This is a genomic window from Mesorhizobium sp. PL10 (assembly GCF_053714315.1).
Genome location: NZ_JBSKBR010000052.1, coordinates 1 through 15,049, shown reverse-complemented (window position 1 = coordinate 15,049; position 15,049 = coordinate 1). Strand labels below are relative to the sequence as shown.

Here is a 15,049-nt window from a genome sequence, read left to right as displayed (position 1 = left end):
ATGTGAGCTGGATGAGGTTCGACAAACGAGCCGCGTCATGCAGTCGAGCTCAGGCCCCTGGGTGCCGTTACCTTGGAGAGTGCCCTATGCGCTGTGACTCATAACCTTGACACTTCGACGCCCATGTGAGCGCGCGTCGCGATCCTTTTGCGAGGCGGAATAGCATTTTGGTAAGCTGCGGATTGACGGCCATGATCGGTGTGATGACAGGTTTCGGGGTCGCCAAGAGGATTGGCGCCCATGCTTCGCCTCCCAAGCCCAGCCCGAGCGCGAATCCGATTGCCCATGCGTCGACTATGGTTTTGCCTTTGTCGTGCATGAAGATCGGATAGTAATTGCCGGGTTTTAAGCACGCCGCTTCGGTGCCGGCGGCGCCACCAGCGGTGATTGAGCGTGAGCGCGATGAAGACGCCGCGATCACCCGGGTCTACATCCTCCCGCTTGCCGCCGAAATGCTCGGCGTGAAACCCTGACGAGAGCGAGGAGAAGAGCCCGACCCTCACCACTCCCATCTCCGCCCGGCCGATCATCGCGACGTCGTCGCCACTCTCGCCGATCTGCCGGTCAATGTCCCGAGCACGCTGGAGGAACCTTTGTCCGGCGAAGGTCAGACGCACACCGGCGCTATGCCTGTGAAATAGCGATGCGCCAAGATTGTCCTCAAGATCGCGGATACATCGGCTGATCGTCGATTCCTGGACGCCCAGCGCAAGTCCCGCCTTGCGAAAGCTTCCTTGCTCTGCTGCGGCCAGGAAATAGCGCAAATGACGAAACTCGATGGAGCGATGCGCCTTCCCCACGGACGCACCTCATGTGTTCTTGCCGACTTGCTCGGTGAGCACGGCAAAGAGGCATTCTGCGGCAATCTCCGGTCGACCGGCGATATGCACGACATCAGGACCTTCGACCGGATGCTGGTCACCCCTGATCAAACGCTGCCTCACACTTTCCAGGCTTTCGCTTTCGCGTCCGCGTTCGAACGGGCTCTGATGGTGGAGCGTCCCACAAGAAGTGCCGTCTGCCCTATACAAGACTGTTGCTAACCAAGCGCGTACCTTCGACGAGCGCGCTAATTTTGCCGAACGCTACGCTTCTTGGCAAAAACCACATACCGCAATCCGAGCTAGGGTGAAGCCGTTCTGCGGGGACGACTTCCAGAGCATCGCGGAGCCTTCGCGCGATATGATCTGGCGTCTCTACCTCCAATTTGGCTAGGTCCAACATCCCGACTACCACATGCTTGTCGCCGCAATTTTTCAGAATTTCCGGGGAGTGTCCGGGCTGCTCATACTCTAAGCTGATGCCGGCGATTGGGCAGTCTGCCAGGAGTTGCAACACCTCTGGATACACGGGGCTCGGGACCTTCTCCTTGTACACAATCGAGTAGCCGTAGCAGACATGTACGATCACGGGCACGTGTATGCCTTCGACCATGCGGCTGATAGCGCGTGGACCAATGCGGCGGGCGAGATCGACATCAAAGTGCCACGACCCTTCATCGATTTGGACTACGTCTGCCCCAGCTGACTGAAGTGCACGCAGTTCCATGTTCAGAGCTGAAGCCATTGCCAGTATAAGCTTATCCTGATCGCCGTAGTGGCGATCAACGACTTGTTGCGACAAGGAAAGTGGGCCCGCAATTGCAACTTTCAACGGTTGGCGGGCAATGCTCTTCGCAAAGCCGACCTCGTGAGCGACTACCGACTTTTGGAACACGATGGCGCCGTCCACGACTGGTCTTCGGCGGCTCAGCTGACTGTATTCTTCCCAGCCGCTTTCGTCTCGCTGGTGGTGGTGCTCACAGGTTGAAGTGGCCGCTTCCTCTGTAACTTCGAGGTTGATTCCGGATAATGTCCCGAAGAAATCACGATCCCAGGCAGCACGTTGAGCTTCGCCATCGGAGATGATGTCGAGTCCCGCTCGCTCCTGCTCATAGATAGCCAGGCGCACGGCGTCGCGCTTTGCCTCTTCGAGAACTTCTGGTTCCGGACGCCACCAACTGCCGTCAAGAGCACGCATCTTTTGGTGCCGCGCAAGCCAGTTTGGCTTCGCATAGCTTCCTACGATTTGCGTTGAAAGGGGTTTCAAGATCATCGTGATGTTCCAGTCATAGTCACATTGTGAAGCGATTAGGGTAAGGTGCGAGGTGGGTCGCGCGTTTGAAAGTCGTTAATGTCGGAATGCCGGATCTATCGCGTCCAACGTCCTAAGATGCCCCTCCCAATCTTCGGCACCAAATATTCCGAAATCTTGATATTGGGCTGCGGTTTTTGTGCACACTTCGGGTTTCGGCTGCAGGAGGTTGGCACCCCCGGCACAAGCTGCCATAGCGAGCAGTTGCGCATTTGCTGCCTTCTCAAGGTAGAACATGGTTTTGAACGCTTCCGGGATGGAGCGGCCGACGACCAAGAATCCATGATTGCGTAATATTACCGCTTTATGATCTGCAAGATCGGCTACGAGCCGCTCCCGCTCGGCCAGATCGTCGGCAATGCCTTCATAATCATGATATCCAATTGATTTATGGAATAGCAAAGCGTGCTGGGTGATGGGCAGAAGTCCACAATCCAGTGCACTCAGCGCCATACCTGCAATCGTGTGAACATGCATCACACAACCAACATCAGGACGGGCCATGTGTACGGCGCTATGGATCGTGAAACCCGCCGGGTTTACATCGCTGGGCGGGCCCCCGACCTGCACTCCGTCCATGTCCAGCTTGATCAGATCGCTAGCCCGGAGTTGATGAAAATAGCTTGGATAAGGGTTTACGAGAAACAGTCCCTCCTCGCCGGGAACTGCCGCGGAGAAATGGGCGGAGGTAAGATCGGCCCATCCGAAGCGATCTGCGAGACGATAAGCTGCAGCAAGATCAATGCGTAACGCTCGTTCCGCTTCAGAAACATCGGGGTTGATCGACTGGGTCCTGTCGTTTTTTGGTGCACTCATAGTTATCTCCAAGGTGCGGATGTTCGAGTTCACCAACTCAACACCCCAATTGCTCACCGACCGCACATGTCTGCGTCGTCAGGGCAAAATTGGTTGCCCCGACGCCGTCAGTTTTTCGCTCGCCTTAGCGGTACTTCGCTCTACGAAACTAGTTCGAGAACCACCAACCTTCACCGCTAAGGAAATCGCTCAACCCGCCCATCGGGTGCGAAACGACGCCCTGCAGCTTACGGGACTTGGTGTGAAGGTAGTCAGGGAATGCAGCTTCGAGATAGCCCCCGTCCTCGTGGACTATCGTCTGCAAGTCACACCAGTGTTGCTTGCGTTTGGCTTCGTTGACTTCTGCCCTTGCAGCGTCAAGCAAGTTGTCGATACGCGGATCGGAGTAACCGGTTTCGTTTTCACCCGATTTCAGGTTGGAACTCCAGAACACGTCCGCTCGCGGCCGGGTGTTCGCGTGCGTGCTTGTCAGCGGATGCTTCGCCCAGACGCTTCCCCAGTACCCCTCGCCTGGTACTTTGTTGACCTTGATGTCAAGTCCAGCAGGCGCCGCCGTCTGCTGGAACATCAGCATCTGCTCAACGAGCCCCGGACCAACGCCTGGAGCCACGTAGACCTCCAAAGCTGACTGCTCCATGCCCGCTTTCTTGAGGTGGAATTTGGCGCGGTCGACGTCGTATGGGCGGATCGGCAGGTCTGCGCAATACACAGGATCTATCGGCGATACCGGATGATCATTGGCGATTTGAGCATACCCCTTGTAAACGTTGCTTTTGATCCGCTCACGGTCTTGAAGATATTTGAGCGCCAGGCGAAGATCTTTATTGCTCGTCGGCTTCTGGTTGCACTGCATCGCCACAGCAACGATCTGACCTGCGCGCACGGACACCAGTTCGGCAACATTCGACCGCTGCAGCAGAGGCAACGAGGAGGCATCAGCGCTCATGGCGAAGTCGATATCCCCAGCAAGCACAGCGTTGAGCCTGCTGGCAGGTTCTGCAATTGCGACGACCTCAATCCCCTCCAGGTAGACGTTCGCCGCATTCCAATAGTCTGGATTGCGCGTTGCTGAGGAAGAGCCCCCCGGCGTGTATTCGACCATTCGGAATGGACCTGTTCCAATTGGCAGCGAGAAGTCGCTTTGACCTTCTGGGCCCATGGGTAGGTATGGCATGCCCAGGTTGACGGGGAAGTCAACATTCGGGCTATCGAGCGTGAACCGAACAGTGGTCGAGTCGTCTGCTTTCACCTGCTTCACTGAAGCAAGTAGAGACCGGGCGTTTGAGGAACTCGTCGGTGCGATGTGACGCTGGATGTTCCATACGACGTCAGCGGCCGTGAATGATTTGCCGTTGTGAAAGGTCACGCCGCGCCGAAGTTTGAAGACCCACTCAGTGGCATCCGGCTTCGTCATCTCCCAAGATTCGGCAAGTGACGGCTTGACGGCAAGCTTGTCATCAAGCCGAACCAATGTGTTATATACCTGAAAAGCGCGAGCAATGTCGGTATTGGTCAAGATTTTCGTTGGATCTAGGCTAGCAGTAACGTCACTGATTTCCGTGGCGATCCGAGCAATTCCGCCGTTTTGAGGCTGCGCGATTGCGCGGTGAGGAGATGCAAATACACCGCCAGCGATGGCGATGCCGGCACCCGCGCCGAGTTGTAGAAAGCTTCGGCGTGTAGCCACGGGCTGATTTAACAGGGGGAGAGCTGAAAGGATAGGATGCTTCGACATTTCTCTATCTCGCGTATGAGCTGGTTTCGTGGAAGGAAAGGCTACAGATATCGCCGAGAACGAACCGGAGGCTGGCGAACGGATGGATGCATACCTGTCTAAGCGCAAGTTTTATGCACTCGGCGAAGGCACAAACGGCGGGCGAGTTGTCTAAAACGAGCACCCTGTCCCCCGGGATCTCCCTTTAAATCTTGATCGACGTAGAGATCGTATCAGGTTGCCAAGAGAACTATATTGAATAGTTGGCACGGTCCTTGTGAGCTAACGGAACACGAGCCGAGCAAAATGAATGGGTCGGTGTGCGGCGAACGGGATCGTTTCGCGCACTCCGTCATGAACGCCTGGCCACAGAACTTCTGTTCCAAAACCTCACAACGTGGCGGAAATAAAGCAAATATAAACGGGTAAAGGCAGCGCCTATAGGGAATCCTTCAAAGTGGTCTGAACCGACAGAAAGGAATCCCGTGTCTAAACCCGATAATGCTCGGACGGTCGAGGTCAATGGAAGACTTTACCAATGGCCAAAGGGTCCAACCGTCGTTGTTTGCTTCGATGGGTGCGATCCTGCCTACATCGCAGCTTCAAGCGAGGCTGGCTGCATCCCCACGATTGCTCAGATGATCAAGGGAGGGTTTTACGCTGAAGCCGCTGCGGCTATGCCGACATTTACGAACCCGAACAACGTCTCCATCGTGTGCGGCGCGCCGCCAAGCGTGCATGGCGTTGGTGGGAACTTTTACCTCGACAGGGAAACCAAACAAGAGGTGATGATGTTAGACGCGCGTTTGATGCGCGCATCGACGATTCTTGCAGAGTTCTCCAAAGCCGGGGCAAATGTCGCGGTTGTGACTGCGAAGGACAAGCTCCGGAAAGCCCTCGCGCACGAAATGCTAGGCATTGCCGTCTCCGCCCAGAATGCAAACTCCTGCTCAATTAAGGAGAATGGCATTGATGATCTGGTGGGTCTGGTTGGACGAAGCGCCCCGGATCAGTATTCCCCTGATCTGTCGTTGTTTGTTTTGGACGCTGGTATTCGTCTTCTGGAGACGCGACCGCTCGATCTCGTCTATTTGTCTCTGTCCGACCTGATGCAACATAAATTTGCTCCGGAAGCGGCGGAGTCTCACGAATTTATGAATGCCGTAGATCAGCGGCTCAGACGGCTTCTTGATCTAGGGGCCGTGGTGGGTGTTGTCGCGGACCACGGAATGAGCGATCTTGCACGTGCCGATGGCGCACCGAACGTTCTGTACGTTGGTGACGTCCTGGATGAAGAGTTTGGTCAGGGCGCCACGAAGGTGATTTGCCCAATCAGCGATCCATTTGTCAGGCACCACGGGTCGCTTGGCGGCTTCGTTCGAGTGCATCTAATGACCAAAACAGTCAGTCGCGCGGATGTCTTCAAGGCGTTGAGATCTCTGCCGGGCGTCGATATTGCACTTTCGGGTGAAGACGCAGCTGAACGATTTGAGCTCCCGCTCGATCGCGAGGCCGATTTTGTCTTAGTCGGATCGAAGGGGGTAGCGCTTGGGGGTCGAAAGATAGATCACGATCTGACCCAACTTGCAGCCGAGCGCCTCCGTTCTCACGGAAGCTTAAACGAACAACGGGTACCGTTTTTTGTGTCGCACCAGTTGAACGAGGAGTACGCACTTCGGCCAAAGCATAACCTTCGGAACTTTGATATTTTCGAATATGCTATCAACGGGGTTGCGACAACTCGCAACTGAGATGATCTTTACAATGCGAAGGCTGCCGGCGCGTTTTTTGAAGACGCTCGGTGAGCCTTTTAGCGTTGGCCTTTTGGGGTACAAGCGACCGGACCCATTCCACGAATCCTGCAGCGGCGACTGTTAGCTGACTCTGCGGATTGATGAAGATCTGATAAGTCGGGCCTGCCACCAAAACGTCTGGAAAGACCTCCTGCACCTCTCCGCGGGCAAAGTGCCCCTCCATCAAGTAATCCGGCGCGACAAGAGCACCGCGACCTCCGAGCATTGCGTCTAGCCCCACGTAAAAATGGGGCATCGTTCTTGCTCTCTTCGACAACGCTGTCGACAATCCCACCGCGGCTAGGTATTCCCGCAGTTCCCCCGGCCGCGTCGCAACATCCAACAAACCAAACTTCTCAATGTGCTCTGCCGGATCGTCTAAATCCTGTTCACCAGGCCGGCAAGAGGATACCAATGTGAGCTGTTCGCTGAAAAGGGCACGCGGGGCAAATTGCTTCGGGATCACTCCTCCTCTACGAATTGCCACGTCAAATTCGAAATCAAGCCAATTATCCGGGGTATGGGTCGTTTGGACCATGACACCGAAACCGCGATCAGCTGAATGAAACTCCGGAAGTTTTGGAATCAGCCAACGCATTGCAAACGTCGCTGGCGCGATCACCTTTAAGTTCGGCGTCATCTTAGCGACTGGCTTTACGTCGTCCACCGCATGCTGGATATCGTCGAGTGCTTTGTCGACAACAGACGCGATTTTGGCCACTGCGGCGGTCGGGATCATCCCTCTGCGTTTCTCTGTGAATAGCGGAACACCAAGCCATACCTCAAGCTGCGAAAGTTGCTTGCTCACAGCGCTGTGAGTGATGGATAGCTCGTCTGCCGCGGCAGTGACACTCCCTGTCCGAACAACGGATTCAAGGAAGAGCAGAGACTTCAGCGACGGAAGCCTTCGCTTTTTCTGTTCCATTACCTCACACCTCACTCTTCGAAAAGTCACTGTACCGTCTACATTTAGTGTGGTTAAATAACTCCATGCCAAGATGTAGTCTATCGACCAAAACAAGTGACCATAGAGCGATTTGATGACAGCAATATTACAATCCCAAGAGCGTTCCGCTTTCAGATGGCTGAGCCCATCACTCGCCTGCCAGCCGTATGCAATCACGTGCGGAGCAACGGAAACGGGAGGAGTTCGGTGATGCGCCGGGTCGTAGTAGTTATTCTTGATGGGCTGCGCCGCGATTTCGTGGTCGAAAAGTATATGCCTCGTCTTGCAAGCTTCAGTCGGATGGCTGAGACGGTCGACGGATACAAAAGTATTGCTCCATCGGTCACTCGGGTCTGCTCTTCAACTTTCACGACAGGCTGTTTTCCCGCCCAACACGGTGTTGAAGGCAACAGTTTTTCGCTAATGGAGAACGGCCGCTTCAAGATCTTCGACACAGGTCGACCGGATTTCTTCGATCACAAGCGCCGAATAACAGGATCACGTCTGAACAAGCGCGGTCTCGCCGAGCTGGTCGAAGACCACGGTGGATCGATTGTCTATTCAAACGTATCTCCTGGTGCTGCCTACGCCCATGATCCTGACGGTCACGGCGTTGTGCATCATCGTGCTGGCTCATTTGACAAGGGTCGACCAGTTACGACTGAGCGGCAGCTCAAGATCGATTGGACTCTTGAGGGCGACCGGAAAATGACGGAACTCTTTATCGCAGACGCGCTCTCGAGCCATCGGCCAGCGCTTGCTTTGTTGTGGCTCGGGCATCCTGACTCAACACAGCATGAGGTCGCACTGGGATCACCCGAGCATATTGCTGCTCTAAAAGAATGTGATCGCCTGGCAGGTCAGGTGATTGATCGCGTCGTAGAGCTTAGACAACAGGGCGATGACACTCTTCTCATCATCGGCTCGGACCATGGTCATCAAACCGTTCGGGACGTTATCGATGTAGAGCAGAAGGTTGCCGAACTCGGCTTTTCAGCTGCCTTGGAGAAAGGGGATGTTGTCATCGTCCCGAATGGCACCTCCGCGTTGATTTACGCCACAGAAGCTGGCCATTCGATGATCTCAGATCTGTCCTCAAGCCTTCGCGGCCAAGCCTGGGTCGGCAACATCTTCGAAGCGCATCAACTACAGTCTCTTGGCCATACATCGGCCCGCGGCCTCGCATTGTTCGTATCGATGGCTGCCGATGACGATGTCAACGAGTTTGGGGTACCCGGCCGAAGCTTTGCAGCAAGGCCACTCTTCGACAAACCCGATCGGTTGGGATGTGGCCAACACGGTGGTCTCGGCCGCTACGAACAGAGCCCTGTTCTCATGATCGAAGGCGACGGATTTGTCGCAGGTGCATTGAATTCCAGGCCCTCGTCGCTCGTCGATCTCGCGCCGACAATTTTAAAGCACCTGAACCTGCCTGCTGAGGGCATGGACGGGTCGTCCATGCAGCATTCCTCAACTAGCCAAAACGCAGCGCTTGCCTCAATCGAGGCTTAGTATTCGTGGCGCTGCATCCGACCATTGCCGAGGTAGGAAAAGATACATGACATTCGTCGATTTAGTGAAAGCAGGCGCGTCACGCCGATCATTCCTTGTCGGTTCGGCTGCGACGGTAGCGGGCATTACCCTTATGCCACGCGCACGAGCTTGGGGGCAGGCTGAAAGTCCGCGGAAAGGTGGCACGGCACTCATTGCGTTTCAGTCGGCAAGTCCCGCAGAAACGTTGGACCCGGTAAGAGCGTCGAGTGATATCGATGCGAACCGCTCCACCCAAATCTATGGCACGCTGGTCCAGCTCGATCTGAACCGACGTCCGCGGCCACACCTCGTGGAATCATTCGAACCCGGAAGGCCCGACGCGACCGAATGGGTGTTTCGGCTGAGAAAAGGCCTGACCTTCCACAATGGAAAAACAATCACTGCTCAGGATGTCGCCTATAGCTTCCAGCGGCATGTTGGAGGCAATTCCATTTCCGCGATCAAAAGCTTGATGGCGCAGATACAGGAGATTAAAGCCGAGAGCGATCTCGTCATTCGGCTGAAGCTTTCGGGGCCAAATGCAGAATTTCCTGCCCTCCTAACCGATCCTCGTGCCGCGATCGTACCGGCCGATCAGACGGACTTCTCCTCGCCCATTGGGTCGGGGCCGTTCAAAGTTGAAGCTTTCCACCCCGGAGAGCGCGCCCATTTCGTTCGCTATCCAGACTATTGGGACGCTGATCGTATCTATCTTGATGGGATTGAGACATTCTCGATCCCCGACCCGGTCTCACGCTTGAACGCATTGCTTGCCGGTGAAATTCACTTCGCGATCGGCGTTGACGTCAACGCGATGCCGATGCTCGAGAAGTCAGCATCTGCCAAAGCCGTACTCGCCCGCAGCGGCCAGGTTGTCGATATCGCGATGGGCTTGGACCGGGCGCCATTCAACAATTTTGATTTTCGAATGGCACTGAAGCTACTGCAGGACCGCCAGAAGGTTGTTGACAGCGTTTACAAGGGCTATGCCCAACTCGGCAACGATCACGAGGTGGCGCCAAATGACCCAGTCTATGCCGCCGACATCCCTTTGCGCGAGTACGATCCTGACAAAGCCAGGTTCCACCTGAAGAAAGCAGGCATGGAGAATGGCGTTGTTGATCTTTACACCTCGACAGGCGCCGGTCCCGGCGCCGTCGAGCAAGCGCTCTTGCTCCAGCAAACTGCCAAACCTGCCGGCCTGAAAGTTAATATCAATCAGGTGCCGGCTGACGACTATTGGAAGTCCACCTGGATGAAGCGTGCAATGTTCTCGTCGCAATGGAATGTGCGGGCGAACGCCGATACGCTGTGGGGCACAGCCCATAGCAGCCAATCTGTTTCGAACGAAACGCGGTTCAAGAGTGACGAGCTGGACAACTTGCTTGTGTCCGCACGTGGCGAACTCGACGAAGCGAAACGGCGCCAATATTGGCGTGAGCTCCAATCTCTTGTCCGAGATCAAGGTGGCAATTTGGTCGCTGCGTTTCCAGACTACCTGCACGCTCGACATGCGTCGTTCGAAGGTGAGATACTGTCGCATCCGATGGGCCCGCGTGGCGGCTTCCTTAGTGGTGCCGGCATCTCAATCAACGCAGCCTGAATTCGGAAACAAGAGTCGTGATGTGGTATCTCATTCCAAAAAGGATGGCGAGCGCACTCGCCACCCTAGCGCTAGTTTCGGTGGTCATATTTTTCTCCACGCTGTTGCTGCCTGGCGATACCGCCCAAGCGCTTCTGGGCCAAAACGCTACGCCGGAAACACTGGCAGCTCTTCGAACACAGCTTGGTCTCGATCAGCCTGCTTTGAGCCGCTATCTGCACTGGGTTGGAGGAATAGCGAAAGGGGACCTCGGAACCTCAATCAGCAATGGCCGCGCAGTCTCCACTCTAATCGGCTCGCCGTTCGCGAATTCTCTCAAGCTAGCCGCGATTGCTGCCTTAATTAGCATTCCTGTTGGCTTAGCGCTCGGCGTCTGGTCGGTCCTTCGGGTGAATTCCATCGTCGATCGTAGCATCAACATGGGAGCGGTCTGTATAGCCGCACTACCCGAGTTCTTTCTCTGTGTTCTGCTGACGTATATCTTCGCAGTACAACTGGGCCTTCTACCAGCTACGGCAATGTTGCGACCTCGTATGTCTTGGCTCCAGCAGTTTCGTACGCTGGCTCTACCAGTCGCAGTCCTTTCACTGGCGGTCATCCCCCATCTCCTACGCATGACAAGAGCGGCTATGCTTGAGGTGCTGACGCGGCCATATATCGAAACAGCGCTCCTAAAAGGCGCTCCTCGGCACAAAGTGGTGCTTCAGCATGCCTTGCCCAATGCTATCGCTCCAATAGTCACGGTGGTGGCCTCTGTAGTCGCCTACCTCATCGCCGGCGTCGTCGTCGTGGAGGTAGCATTCGCGTACCCAGGCTTAGGACGGTTGATGGTTGAGAGCGTAGCTATACGCGACCTTCCGCTGATCCAAGCCTGTGGGCTCGTGTTCTGCGCCGTCTACCTCATCGTGAATTGTGTCGCAGACATCCTTGCGCTGCTTGCCAATCCCCGCCTCCGGCGGCGGAACGGAGGCCGATCATGATTAGGGCAAGGCTCACAAGGGGTTCGTTGAGGATGAACCACAAAGGTAAGAACCTGCGCAATATCTCGATCGCGATCATCACATTCTGGGCGTTGATTGCGATCATCGGGCCAGTGATCGCGCCGTTTCCGCCTGATGCGATTCTCTCTGCGGAGAGTTTTTCTTTCGCCGCAGAAGCTGGTCCACTAGGAACCGATTACCTCGGGCGCGATCTACTCTCCCGGCTGCTCTATGCAACGAGTGCAACGCTCGGACTGGCGCTCATCGCTTGTTCTGCCGCCTTTGCTGTCGGAGTGTTTCTTGGGTTCGGGGCTGCTCTATCGGGAGCAGGACGTGCAGTAGATAACTTGCTGTCGCGGTTCGTTGATGCGGTAATGTCGTTTCCATCTCTTATTCTTGCCTTGGTGATCCTTGGCACAATCGGCTCGTCAACGGTCGCAATGATTGCGATTGTCGCGCTCGTGGAAATGACGCGAGTATTCCGCATTGCCCGAGCACTGGCGATGGACATCGATGTTTTGGATTTCGTCCAGATCGCCAGAGCTCGCGGGGAAAGCATGTTCTGGCTTGCAAGCCGGGAGATCTTACCCAACTGCCGGTCCCCTTTGCTTGCTGAATTTGGTTTGCGATACACCTACTCAATACTCATGGTCTCTTCGCTTTCTTTCCTCGGGCTCGGCGTTCAGCCGCCTGGCGCGGATTGGGGAGTTATGGTCCACGAAAACATCCAGGGCCTGGTATACGGCTCCCCTGCGGCACTCATCCCTGCCGCCTGTATTGCATCCATCACCGTCGCCGTGAACCTTTTGGTGGACTATCTTATGCATCGAGAAAATTCCCGGCTTCCTTCCGAGATTTCCCAATGACCGCTATCCTAAAAGTCGTAAACCTGATCATCCACCCTGAACATCAAGAGGGTAGCACTCGAGCTGTCGTCAACGGCGTCACCTTTGAAGTTATGCCGGGAGAAATCTTGGGGTTGATCGGCGAATCCGGTTCAGGCAAATCGACGATCGGTTTGGCTGCGTTGGGATACGTACGTCCCGGACTCCACATTACGGCCGGCGATATTCGGTTGTCAGGGAGCCCTATCCTCGACCTAGATACGAAGGCGAAACGCAAGTTAAGAGGCACTGAAGCCGCTTACGTGCCGCAGAGTGCCGCAGCAGCCTTCAACCCGGCACTTACGATAAACCGTCAAGTCGTCGAAGGTCAAATTCTTCATGGTATTGCTGGCAAGAGCCAAGCTCTTCGAACGGCGGTGGATTTCTACAAGCAATTGGGTCTGCCAGACACAAGAGCTATAGGCCTTCGATACCCACACGAGGTGAGTGGCGGACAGCTCCAGCGCCTCGCGGCAGCCATGGCATTTGCTGGCGGACCAAAGCTTGTTGTTTTTGACGAACCGACAACGGCACTGGACGTCACAACGCAAATCGGAGTGCTACACGCATTCCGCGAAACTCTTCGAGTCAGCCAAGCCGCGGCCATATATATAACGCATGATTTGGCCGTTGTTGCGCAACTTGCCGATCGCCTCATCGTTTTAGCAAATGGCGAGATTGTGGAAGAAGGCCCCACAACAGAGATCCTGACGAGGCCGCGCCATCATCTCACGAAAGGTCTCGTCGCAGCCTCTGACGTAAGCGCTTCTTTGAAACAGTCCGTGGTCAAGACTGTCGACACCCCGTTGCTCAGCTTGCGGAACGTAGCCGCGACGTATCAGCGAAAGAGCAGGCCAATCATCGGCAATGTTAACTTGGAGATCGGTAGAGGTGAGATCGTCGCTGTGGTGGGCGAATCTGGAAGCGGGAAGAGTACACTGGCGCGCACTATCGCAGGTTTGATCCCACAGGTAGAGGGAGGGATCAGCTGGCGCGGAAACCCGCTGAATGTTGGGGTTAGCGCACGAAGCAGGGAAACGCTTCGCCAGATCCAACTCGTGATGCAGTCGGCAGACACAGCACTGAATCCAAAGCAGCTGGTAAAAGATATTCTTGCACGGCCCCTCAGGCTCTTCGACGTGTCCTCGAGCAAGGATTGCCACAAAAGAACAGAGAGTTTGCTGGAACGCGTTCGCCTTCCTCCTCATCTTCTTAATAGACTTTCGAGCGAGTTGTCTGGCGGACAGAAACAGCGCCTCAATCTCGCACGAGCCTTGGCTGCGGAGCCCGATCTCGTACTTTGTGACGAAGTCACCTCCGCGCTCGACGTCGTGACGAGAGCAGAAATCGTAGACCTAATTCGCTCCATCAGAGATGTGTCTTCAACCTCTTTCTTGTTCATTACCCACGACTTGATTACGGCCGCAGGTTTGGCGGACCGTATCGTCGTGATGAGAAATGGCGGCATTGTGGAGGAGGGGCTAGCATCGGATGTTATGTCTCGCCCAAGTGAAGGCTACACGCGAAGCTTGATCAATAGCATTCCGTTACCCAACAAAGGGTGGCTGGACCAGGCGGTCCTCGTTCAAAATCAAGCGCTTTTGCTTCAGTGAGCGGGGGCTTTTCAGAAGTCTACCCCAACAATTCGCTGAGCGTGGCGCATAACTCCTCTTTGAGAACTCTTATGAAGCCTATCGTCCTCGTCCACGGATTATTCGGACATCAGAAAGACCCGCGGATCTTGAAATCGTTTGGCGACCGTCCTGTCTTCGCACCTGACCTGCTTGGATACGGTGAGTTTAGAGAGGCTGCAGTGGATGGCCTTACATTGTTCGACCAAGCGAGACATGTCATGCGTTTCGTTCAGAACAAGGCCCTGGGGGAAGTCCATCTCGTCGGACACTCCGTCGGCGGCGTAGTCGCCGCGTTGTGCGCGATCGAATGGAGCCATCGCATCGCATCGCTCACGAGTGTCGAGGGAAACTTCACCATCAAAGACGCCTTCTGGTCGCGATCGATCTCGGACAAGTCAAACGAGGAAGTACGCCGGATTTTTGACGGTTACAGGTCAGATTCGGTCGCATGGTTCGCAGGAATGGGCGTTCCTTCATCTCCTTGGTCAGATCAGCTTTCTATTAGCTGGCTCGACAATCAGTCAGCCGAAGCTGTCAGGGCCCAAGCCACCGCTGTCGTGAAGGCAACATTGCAGCGCGAATATTTGCCTGCACTGGAGAGGGTATTCCACTCGAGCCTGCCGGTTAATCTTATTGCCGGGGAACGTTCTTCAGCGGATTGGGATACGCCGATGTGGGCGAACCAATGCTGCGCAACCCGCATCAACATCCCGCGGGTTGGCCACTTGATGATGGCCGAGGACCCGGAGGGATATGCAAGAGCGATCATCGCGTGTGTGGAGCATGCTCAGCGGTGTGCTCGTTGACCCGTAGGCACATCATCGACGGCAACGACAGGCCAGCTTTCGCGAATGAAATCACCACAGAGGTCGGCCGCCTCCCGGTCAGTGACGACGGGAATGCGTGGTGGTCGTGCGAGCGACCCACACCCGACTTAAACACCGCCTGTAAGACCCGACTTAAACACCGCCTGTAAGAATAAGTTATTAAGTCAGCATGTTAGGCGCGCGCCG

12 protein-coding genes are annotated in these 15,049 nt (G+C 55.5%); 7 read left to right on the top strand and 5 right to left on the bottom strand.

Going from position 1 to position 15,049, the window contains the following annotated elements:
- Window positions 1–98: 98 nt before the first annotated feature.
- From ACWGTO_RS31445 to ACWGTO_RS31430, 4 genes are all read right to left on the bottom strand, one after another.
- Window positions 99–800 carry a LysR family transcriptional regulator gene (locus ACWGTO_RS31445; protein ID WP_454578641.1) on the bottom strand — a complete coding sequence of 234 codons (702 nt, stop codon included), beginning with the start codon at window positions 798–800 and terminating at the stop codon, window positions 99–101.
- A gap of 223 nt (window positions 801–1,023) precedes the next feature.
- Entirely contained in the window at window positions 1,024–2,094 is a 1,071-nt protein-coding gene (locus ACWGTO_RS31440) for a uroporphyrinogen decarboxylase family protein (RefSeq protein ID WP_454578640.1), read from the bottom strand.
- A gap of 75 nt (window positions 2,095–2,169) precedes the next feature.
- Entirely contained in the window at window positions 2,170–2,949 is a 780-nt protein-coding gene (locus ACWGTO_RS31435) for a class II aldolase/adducin family protein (RefSeq protein WP_454578639.1), read from the bottom strand.
- 148 nt (window positions 2,950–3,097) lie between these two features.
- The gene (locus tag ACWGTO_RS31430) at window positions 3,098–4,684 is read right to left on the bottom strand and encodes an ABC transporter substrate-binding protein (protein WP_454578638.1); all 1,587 of its coding nucleotides are present in this window, start codon (window positions 4,682–4,684) and stop codon (window positions 3,098–3,100) included.
- Window positions 4,685–5,148: 464 nt separating this feature from the next.
- Here ACWGTO_RS31430 and phnA point away from each other — a divergent pair, with 464 nt between their 5' ends.
- A complete protein-coding gene (gene phnA, locus ACWGTO_RS31425) occupies window positions 5,149–6,414 on the top strand; it encodes a phosphonoacetate hydrolase (protein WP_454578637.1) in 1,266 nt (421 codons plus the stop codon).
- Here phnA and ACWGTO_RS31420 read toward each other — a convergent pair.
- Window positions 6,386–7,381, bottom strand: coding sequence for a LysR family transcriptional regulator (locus ACWGTO_RS31420; protein WP_454578636.1), 996 nt, complete (start codon window positions 7,379–7,381; stop codon window positions 6,386–6,388). The two genes, phnA and ACWGTO_RS31420, sit on opposite strands and share 29 nt — an antisense overlap.
- Window positions 7,382–7,612: 231 nt before the next feature.
- On the opposite strand from ACWGTO_RS31420, the gene ACWGTO_RS31415 reads away from it, so the two are divergent.
- From ACWGTO_RS31415 to ACWGTO_RS31390, 6 genes are all read left to right on the top strand, one after another.
- Window positions 7,613–8,914 carry an alkaline phosphatase family protein gene (locus ACWGTO_RS31415; protein ID WP_454578635.1) on the top strand — a complete coding sequence of 434 codons (1,302 nt, stop codon included), beginning with the start codon at window positions 7,613–7,615 and terminating at the stop codon, window positions 8,912–8,914.
- A gap of 46 nt (window positions 8,915–8,960) precedes the next feature.
- Window positions 8,961–10,538 carry an ABC transporter substrate-binding protein gene (locus tag ACWGTO_RS31410; protein WP_454578634.1) on the top strand — a complete coding sequence of 526 codons (1,578 nt, stop codon included), beginning with the start codon at window positions 8,961–8,963 and terminating at the stop codon, window positions 10,536–10,538.
- A 20-nt stretch (window positions 10,539–10,558) separates the two neighbouring features.
- The gene (locus ACWGTO_RS31405; protein WP_454578642.1) at window positions 10,559–11,518 is read left to right on the top strand and encodes an ABC transporter permease; all 960 of its coding nucleotides are present in this window, start codon (window positions 10,559–10,561) and stop codon (window positions 11,516–11,518) included.
- A 32-nt stretch (window positions 11,519–11,550) separates the two neighbouring features.
- On the top strand, window positions 11,551–12,384 hold the full coding sequence (locus tag ACWGTO_RS31400) for an ABC transporter permease (protein WP_454578633.1): 834 nt from the start codon (window positions 11,551–11,553) through the stop codon (window positions 12,382–12,384).
- On the top strand, window positions 12,381–14,015 hold the full coding sequence (locus ACWGTO_RS31395; RefSeq protein ID WP_454578632.1) for an ABC transporter ATP-binding protein: 1,635 nt from the start codon (window positions 12,381–12,383) through the stop codon (window positions 14,013–14,015). The genes ACWGTO_RS31400 and ACWGTO_RS31395 overlap by 4 nt, the downstream gene beginning before the upstream one ends.
- Window positions 14,016–14,086: 71 nt before the next feature.
- Window positions 14,087–14,842: an alpha/beta fold hydrolase gene (locus ACWGTO_RS31390; protein ID WP_454578631.1), complete on the top strand. Its 756-nt coding sequence runs from the start codon at window positions 14,087–14,089 to the stop codon at window positions 14,840–14,842.
- Window positions 14,843–15,049: the final 207 nt, after the last annotated feature.

What these genes read in the sequence shown, in the direction of transcription:
- ACWGTO_RS31440 (WP_454578640.1), bottom strand. Translation starts at nt 2,094, where the DNA reads ATGATCTTGAAACCCCTTTCAACGCAAATCGTAGGAAGCTATGCGAAG.
- ACWGTO_RS31435 (WP_454578639.1), bottom strand. Translation starts at nt 2,949, where the DNA reads ATGAGTGCACCAAAAAACGACAGGACCCAGTCGATCAACCCCGATGTT.
- ACWGTO_RS31430 (WP_454578638.1), bottom strand. Translation starts at nt 4,684, where the DNA reads ATGTCGAAGCATCCTATCCTTTCAGCTCTCCCCCTGTTAAATCAGCCC.
- ACWGTO_RS31420 (WP_454578636.1), bottom strand. Translation starts at nt 7,381, where the DNA reads ATGGAACAGAAAAAGCGAAGGCTTCCGTCGCTGAAGTCTCTGCTCTTC.
- ACWGTO_RS31415 (WP_454578635.1), top strand. Translation starts at nt 7,613, where the DNA reads ATGCGCCGGGTCGTAGTAGTTATTCTTGATGGGCTGCGCCGCGATTTC.
- ACWGTO_RS31410 (WP_454578634.1), top strand. Translation starts at nt 8,961, where the DNA reads ATGACATTCGTCGATTTAGTGAAAGCAGGCGCGTCACGCCGATCATTC.
- ACWGTO_RS31405 (WP_454578642.1), top strand. Translation starts at nt 10,559, where the DNA reads ATGTGGTATCTCATTCCAAAAAGGATGGCGAGCGCACTCGCCACCCTA.
- ACWGTO_RS31400 (WP_454578633.1), top strand. Translation starts at nt 11,551, where the DNA reads ATGAACCACAAAGGTAAGAACCTGCGCAATATCTCGATCGCGATCATC.
- ACWGTO_RS31395 (WP_454578632.1), top strand. Translation starts at nt 12,381, where the DNA reads ATGACCGCTATCCTAAAAGTCGTAAACCTGATCATCCACCCTGAACAT.
- ACWGTO_RS31390 (WP_454578631.1), top strand. Translation starts at nt 14,087, where the DNA reads ATGAAGCCTATCGTCCTCGTCCACGGATTATTCGGACATCAGAAAGAC.